General features: G+C 65.9%; 6 protein-coding genes and 1 pseudogene. 1 reads left to right on the top strand and 6 read right to left on the bottom strand.

The window, feature by feature from the left end; translation table 11 throughout:
• Nucleotides 1-39 precede the first annotated feature (39 nt).
• The gene (locus A5788_RS20280; RefSeq protein ID WP_064868847.1) at nt 40-720 is read right to left on the bottom strand and encodes a DUF899 family protein; all 681 of its coding nucleotides are present in this window, start codon (nt 718-720) and stop codon (nt 40-42) included.
• Nucleotides 721-968: 248 nt separating this feature from the next.
• Complete coding sequence (locus tag A5788_RS20285; protein ID WP_064868844.1) at nt 969-1,691, bottom strand: TetR/AcrR family transcriptional regulator; 723 nt, start codon at nt 1,689-1,691, stop codon at nt 969-971.
• A gap of 77 nt (nt 1,692-1,768) precedes the next feature.
• Between A5788_RS20285 and A5788_RS20290 the strand changes: the two genes are divergently transcribed.
• Nucleotides 1,769-2,158, top strand: a complete 390-nt coding sequence (locus A5788_RS20290; protein WP_064868841.1) for a VOC family protein — start codon at nt 1,769-1,771, stop codon at nt 2,156-2,158.
• A gap of 43 nt (nt 2,159-2,201) precedes the next feature.
• On the opposite strand, the gene A5788_RS20295 is transcribed toward A5788_RS20290, so the two are convergent.
• The 4 genes and pseudogenes from A5788_RS20295 to A5788_RS20310 form a co-directional block, all read right to left on the bottom strand.
• A complete protein-coding gene (locus A5788_RS20295) occupies nt 2,202-3,395 on the bottom strand; it encodes a winged helix DNA-binding domain-containing protein (RefSeq protein WP_064868839.1) in 1,194 nt (397 codons plus the stop codon).
• Between the two features lie 10 nt (nt 3,396-3,405).
• Nucleotides 3,406-3,804 (bottom strand): RidA family protein, encoded by a 399-nt coding sequence (locus A5788_RS20300; RefSeq protein ID WP_064868836.1) that lies wholly within the window; start codon nt 3,802-3,804, stop codon nt 3,406-3,408.
• 93 nt (nt 3,805-3,897) lie between these two features.
• Nucleotides 3,898-5,262 carry a lipase family protein gene (locus tag A5788_RS20305; protein WP_064868833.1) on the bottom strand — a complete coding sequence of 455 codons (1,365 nt, stop codon included), beginning with the start codon at nt 5,260-5,262 and terminating at the stop codon, nt 3,898-3,900.
• A pseudogene (locus A5788_RS20310) lies at nt 5,259-6,000 on the bottom strand (hypothetical protein); the annotation flags it as partial. The gene A5788_RS20305 and the pseudogene A5788_RS20310, both read right to left, overlap by 4 nt.

Raw genomic sequence — 6,000 nt, forward strand, 5'->3', positions numbered from 1 at the left:
GAGCGTTCATTCTGCGACGCCGGGTCCCGAGCCTTGGGCCTACGCCTCTCCGTAGAGGCGCGCGATGTCGGCCGAGCTCGCCCACCCCGAGTATGTCGGACGCTGCGGCCAGCCGTCGGGCACGTCCTGCCACTCCTCCTGCCTGCCCCACGGCAGGATGTCGAGGAGCGAGAAGCTATGACCGAGTTGCTCGGTGCCGCGGCCGGCGGTGTGCCAGGTACGGAAGACCCGTTGCCCGTCGCGGAGGAAGACGTTGATGGCGAAGCCCTCGCCGGGTGCCGCGTCGACCTCGGTGCCGAAGGTCGTGCCCGCCGCCGAGTACCAATCCATCTGGTTGCCGACCCGCCGCTTGTAGTCCAGCGCCTCGCCGATCGGTCCGTTGGTGACGATCACGAAACGCGCGTCGTAGTTGTCCAGGAAGTCGAGCCGGGTGAACTGCGACGTGTACCCGGTGCAACCGCCACACTGCAACGCTGCTCCGTCGGTCCACATGTGGTTGTAGACGATCAACTGTGAGCGACCGTCGAAGATGTCCGAGAGCGCGATCGGGCCTTCCGGGCCGGTGAGCATGTGATCGGTGACCTCGACCATCGGCATTCGACGACGTTGCGCCGCAATCGCATCGAGTTCACGAGTTGCGGCCTTCTCACGGGCGCGCAGCTCGTCGAGTTCGCGACGCCAGGTATCTACGTCGACGACGGGTGGGAGTCCTTCAGACATTCAGTGCTCCTGTCCTTCGAGTTGAGCCGAGGAAGTCGGGCCGAGTTCAACCGAGAAGAAGTCCGGTCACAGAGACTGACCACAGTGGCCGGGAAAACTCATCGTCGCGCCGACACACGAACACGTTGCCCATGGATACGTACACAACTGTGACGTCAGCGGGGCGCCGAGACAATTATTGTCGTGGCCTCGCGCTGACGACCGAATTGTGTACGCAGTTTGTCGCGCTCGCGGCCTCCTCGCTGCGTTCACACCCCCGAGGACTCCATCGCCTCGATGCCGAGAAGCAGCGCCGACAATCCGAAGTCGCGAGCGGCGTCGGCGTTCTCGGCCGCCCCGGTCGCTTGTCCAGCGGCCGTACCGATACGGGATGCCAGCGGATAGCGTTCCTCGACACCGAGTTTCGCGAGCTGCGCGCCCTCCCGCTCCCACCAATGCTCGGGGGTCTCTTCTCGCCGCTCCGCAATCGCGTGATGCAGCGAACGAGCCGACGCACGAACGAAGTTCAGCACCAGTTGCAGCGCAGCATCTTTCGCCGCGTCGCTGAGCTCGAGAGATTCGACGGCGCCGAGTTCGCGCTCGTATTTGCCGAGGGTTCCCGGTCCGAGAATCGCGCGTTCGGACTCGACGTCGACCATCCACGGGTGGCGGTCGAACAGGCTCAGGTTGTCGGCTGCGACCTGCCGCAGGCGCGACTGCCACGTTCCGGTCAGCACCGAATGCGTCATGTCGGCACGACACTGGTCGACCATGAGCTCGACGAGCTGCTCACGATTGTCGACGTAGGAGTACAGCGACATCACCGGCGCTCCCAGCTCCTGCGCGATGTCGCGCAGGGTGAATCTCGACCCGATACGGTCGGCGACCGTGATCGCCGAGTCCACGACAGCGTCCGCCGTGAAGCGCGGCGGCCTCCCCTGCCGCGCGGGCAGCGGCACCACCTTGCGCCAGAGCAGTTCGATGGTGCTCACCAGTGCATCTCCCGTTCCTTGACTTTTCGTACACTATACGGATACTGGATCTCGTACCCCATACGAGAAAGGCCCACATGCCCATCACAGCCACCGCGATTTCCCTCAACGTGCCAGACCCACAGGCGTCGGCCGACTTCCTATCCCGCCACGTCGGATACACCGTCGCCATGCAGGCGGACGGCTTTATCTCACTCGCCGCACCGGACGATGCGCCGACGGGGACACCGAACGTCATCTTTCTCGAGACCGGCTTGGGAACCTTCAAACCCGCCCATCGTGCGGGGAGCGCGGGAGACGGGCTACTCCTCGCATTCGTGGTCGACGACGTCGACGGTGTCTTCCGCGCAGTGCGCGACGCGGGCGCACAGGTGGTGACCAAACCGGAGACCGAACCCTGGGGCGAGCGTTACTTCCAGATCGAGGATCCGAACGGCATCATCGTGCAGTTCGTCGAGTGGGTGTAGTTCGAGAGCAGCCACCCCGGTCGTAGTCAGCGGCCCATAGCTCTCATCGAGGCGCCCCACGCATGAACGGCGCCGGGTATGCGGGCCGCGGGTTCTCGTCGCCGAGCCATTCGGCCAACGTGTCCGCGCGCGATGTCAGTGCTCGAGTCGCGGCGCGGGGCAGTCGCTCGAACGAATGGATCTCCACCGATCCATCCGGCTGGCGCGACCAACCTCCGACGATCCGACCGTCCCACCACGCGGTTTGTCCGCCGTTGCCGTTCGAATCGAAGACGTGCTCGCCGTGCTCACCGAGGTAGAAGGCGCGTTGCTTGTGACCCATCGTCGTCGGGTCGAGCTCGGGGAGCAGCACCGCCTGCGGTTCCACGGCGCCGACTTCTTCGGTGTCGTCGGCGTGCACGTAGCCGACCGATCCGTCGTCGAGGTCGACCTCGACGACGTCGAGCTGCGCAAGTGCCGCTCGCACAGCGGTTTTGGTACTCCCGAGCCACCAGACGATATCGGTCTCGGTACCCGGTCCGAAGGCACGCAGCCACCTGTCGATCATTCTGACGTGGCCGGTCTCGATGTCGGGCGGATCGAGCGGTTCTTCGAGCCACTGCTCCATCCCGACCCACAGCGGCTTGGACCGATGCCAGGGACCGTCGTTGGGGCCGCGGACGATCTCGCCGGCTGCACTCATCATGTTCAGGACACGCGGTGCCATGGGAATCGTTCCGCCCCACGACTTTCCCGTGCCGATGGTCACTCGACCATCGAGTTCCGGTAGCGCCTTGCGCAATTGGGTCGTGCTGCGTGGAACACCGTCGGAGACCAGGTGCGCAACCGCCGCCCGCGCCGTGTCGATCCAGCCGTCGGGATCGGGAAAGTCGCTGCTGCGCCGCAGGTCTCGCAGCATGTTGGTCCGCTCCGACGCGGTGACGCGCGGACCGACAGCGCCGACGGCGTCGCGCAGGGTCTCCCTCGGCAAGACAAACATGGTGCGGCGCATGGCAAGTTGTCGGACCAGGCTGCGGTCGTCGTAGAGTGCGGCGTCGAGGTCGGCGGGCACGAAGCCCGGCATCCGAGCCCACGTCGACAGATAGACCGTCGACCACGTGGTCGCGTGCAGCCCGACCATCGACTGCGCGACGTCGACGGGCGTCGCGGCCGAGAAATCTTCGGCAAGTCGGTGCCTGCGCATCAGGCGAGCGCGACGCTGGGCGTCGGAGATGTGCGGCCGGAGCGCAGAGCTCATCGAGCCGCGATCACGCGGGAAGTGCAGCGACAGCGTCGATTTCGACGACCTGCTCGTCGTACGGCAGCACCGTGACGCCCACCATCATGGCCGGCGGCACCGACTCACCGAGTTCTGCGACGACCGCGTCCCACGCGACGGCGAGGTCGGCTTGGAGATGCTCGGCGACATAGATCGTCAACTTGGCGAGATCGGCCGTTGTCGCGCCGCGCTCGGCCAGCAGTGCCGACAGGTTCTCCAGACACCGGCGAGTCTGCCCGACGACATCGTTGGCCGCGACGACGACGCCCTCTTCGTCGAGCGGCGAGATTCCCGCGGTGAACAGCAGCGGCCCCGCGCTCACTGTCGCGCTGTAGGGGAATCCGCCGTTGTGGAGCACCGACGAGCCGTTGAGCGTGATTCGGGTCATGCCACGATCGTATGCCCCTCGCTGATCGAGCGCCCCACCGCTGATCGAGCCCCACCGCTGATCGAGCTTGTCGAGATCACCCCAGGCGAGACCTCAGCTCTTCAGCCGCGCGTCGAGCCAGTCGATCGTCTGCATCCCGAAGAGGTCGGTGCCCCAGCCGTACATGTTGGTCAAGAAGTGCAGCATGCTGCAGTCCGTCGGCTGGTAGTCGACGCGGGTGCCGCCCGCGCGATAGGTCGCGGCGAGCTTGCGCGAATCCGCGGCAGGCACCAGCGACATCGGCGAGTCGTCCTTGGCGCACGAGGCGATCAGCACCGGCGACTTCGGCGACTTCGTGCCGAGTAGGTTGTCGCGGTAGACGTGCTGGAACTCGGGGATGTCGGCGGGACTCTTGCCGCCCTTGAACAGCGTGCGCAGCGGCACGAACGGCGTGCCGAAGTAGGCGGGCGTCTGACACTGCGTGCGGAACACATCGGCGAGCGCCTTGCCCGCGGGCGTCAGCTTGTCGTCGATCTTCATCTCCGGGTACCGCGGCTCGAGCCCGAGCAGCGTCGCAAACGCGAAGCCCGAACCGACCGAGCCGTCGGAGGTACGGATGAAGTTGCGCTGGTTGACCACCATGCCCTCGAGCACGGTGCCCTTGATGTTCAACTCGGGCGCGTAAGCCGCGGCCTTCTCGGCGCCGAATGCAGCCCCGACGCCGCCCCCGGCGATCCCGAAGATCGCCTTGGGAGCGCTCTTCGACAGTCCCGCCGGTCGATGGGCGAGCGCTGCGCGCATGCCGTCGAGCAGAGCGTTTCCACCGAACTTGCCCGCAAAGACGCCATGCGGCTTGGGGTCGCCGTCGTTGCCGACGTCGCTGATCATCACCGCATAGCCCTTGCCGAACATCTGCGCGAGCGGTCCGAGCGCCGACCACGACGCACCGTCGAGCGGATCGGCTCCGGTCCACATCGACGACGGGTGGCAGTACGCCCCGACGCTGTCGTTGGCGAATTGATAGCCGACGAGTGGCCGGGTCGCGTTGTCGCGACCATCGACCGGCACCATCAGGATTCCCGTGCTGATCTCGGGTTCGTCGTGCAGTCCGCGCGTGACGTACATCAACTTGTAGGCGTCGAGGTTGCCAGGGCGGAATCCGGTGAACTGGACGTCGACCTTCTTGGCCTTGAGCACGGTGCCCGGCTTCTCGTCGCCACGCAGACGCGGCTCGGCGTAGAACGGGTCGCCGGAAGTGAGTGGCTTGATCACCTCGTCGGGACTCGCCAGCCTGCCGTTGGTGAACGTGCCGACGACGTAGCCGTTGAAGATCTCATCGAGTCCCGGTGTGCGATTGGGTGGTGCGGCGTGGGCGGCGGGTGCCGACAGCACCGCTGCCGCAAGCGCTGCGACGGCGAGAACCACGCCGAGTGCGCCGCGTCGTCGGTTGCCGCGCAACACCTTTGGTGTGTGACTCACTGGTAGCTCACCTTCGTCGTCTCCAGGGCGGACTGCAGCATCGGCGCGATGTTCCACATCGGCCGGTGGCTCTCCAACTGCTGGTCATACGGTTTGCGCAGCGTCGCGGAGAGCTCCGGCCAGTGATTGTTGACCTGCAGCTTGTACTTGGGCAGCAGCTGATCGGTGATGTATGCCCACCGTTCGGGGAAGACCGACCAGTTCCAATCCGGCAGCGGCACAGTCAATGTCGCCGGACGCCCGTTCGGCGCGGTGCCGTGGATCTCGATCGAGCGGAACGAGCGCGGCGCGACAACGCCTGCCACAGAAGGCGATCCGGCAACGGTGCTCGCATACGTCATCGCCTCGCCGACGTCGCCCTTGTACGCACGCGTCGCGTCCCACTGATCCTTGATGACCTCGCCCTGCTCGCGACGCAGCAGTCGCGCGTTGCCTGCGGCGATCGCGTCGGGTTGCTTGGACGCGATCTGCTGCCAGGCACGCAGGATCTCGGCGTCGAACAGGCCGGCCCGATGCATCTCGTCGAGAGCGGGCAGCCCGCCGACGACGTAGGCGCGGTGCATCGGCATGAGGTCGGAGAAGATGTTCTTCTGCATCACCAGGATGTCGCCCTGGATCTTGCGCAGGTCGTCTGCGGAGATGGTCGCTCCGACACGTGCCAGCGCACGCAGGCCGCGGGGCAGTTTGTCGACGAAGACCGGGCCGAGGGTCGTATTGGTCTGTCTCTTATACACATCT

It is taken from the genome of Gordonia sp. 852002-50816_SCH5313054-c, assembly GCF_001665925.1.
Lineage (GTDB): Bacteria > Actinomycetota > Actinomycetes > Mycobacteriales > Mycobacteriaceae > Gordonia > Gordonia jacobaea.